This is a genomic window from Mesorhizobium sp. M4A.F.Ca.ET.020.02.1.1 (genome assembly GCF_004022645.1).
Taxonomy (GTDB): Bacteria; Pseudomonadota; Alphaproteobacteria; order Rhizobiales; family Rhizobiaceae; genus Mesorhizobium.
Genome location: NZ_RZOI01001367.1, coordinates 1 through 526, shown reverse-complemented (window position 1 = coordinate 526; position 526 = coordinate 1). Strand labels below are relative to the sequence as shown.

The following is a 526-nucleotide window of genomic DNA, read 5'->3' as shown; positions in this document are numbered from 1 at the left end:
CCGCAATCGGCCTCGCCATCGGCGGCGCGCTGGGCATGGCGGGCACTTTCGTTGCCAGCGACGCGCTGCGCGAGACGTTGTGGACCATCGACGGCGTGGGTGTCGTCGTTGCGGCGGCGCTGCTGACGATGAAATACCAGCGGCTCGGCAATGATCTCGTCGCGGCCGGCTTCCTGACCTTCCTCGCCGGCGAAAGCCTGCTTCTGGCCGGCAACGCGGCGGGGCTGCAGGCCAGCGTGCCTTCCTATGTCGGCGGCATCGCGCTGTGGGCGGCGGGGCTGGTCATGGTCAGCGCTCCGGCGACTTTCGCGCTCTGGACACGGCTCGCCGGGCTCGTCGCCGCCTTGCTGTTCACCGTCTCGGCGCTGATGATCCTGTGGGGCGCGCCGCTGCTGCCGACTTCGGCGCCGCTGCCGGCGATCGGCTATCCGTTCCTGGTCCTCACCTTCATCGGCTGGATCTGGACGCTGCTGAAACCCGAGCGGTGAGGGGCGGAAAAATGACCGCGCCGCTCGAACTCCACAAC

At 69.0% G+C, this 526-nt stretch carries 1 protein-coding gene; it reads left to right on the top strand.

Translation table 11 applies throughout. The features are described from left to right. On the top strand, nt 1-488 hold a 488-nt coding region (locus EN742_RS38550; RefSeq protein ID WP_189375780.1), incomplete at its 5' end, for a hypothetical protein. Between the last annotated feature and the right edge of the window lie 38 nt (nt 489-526).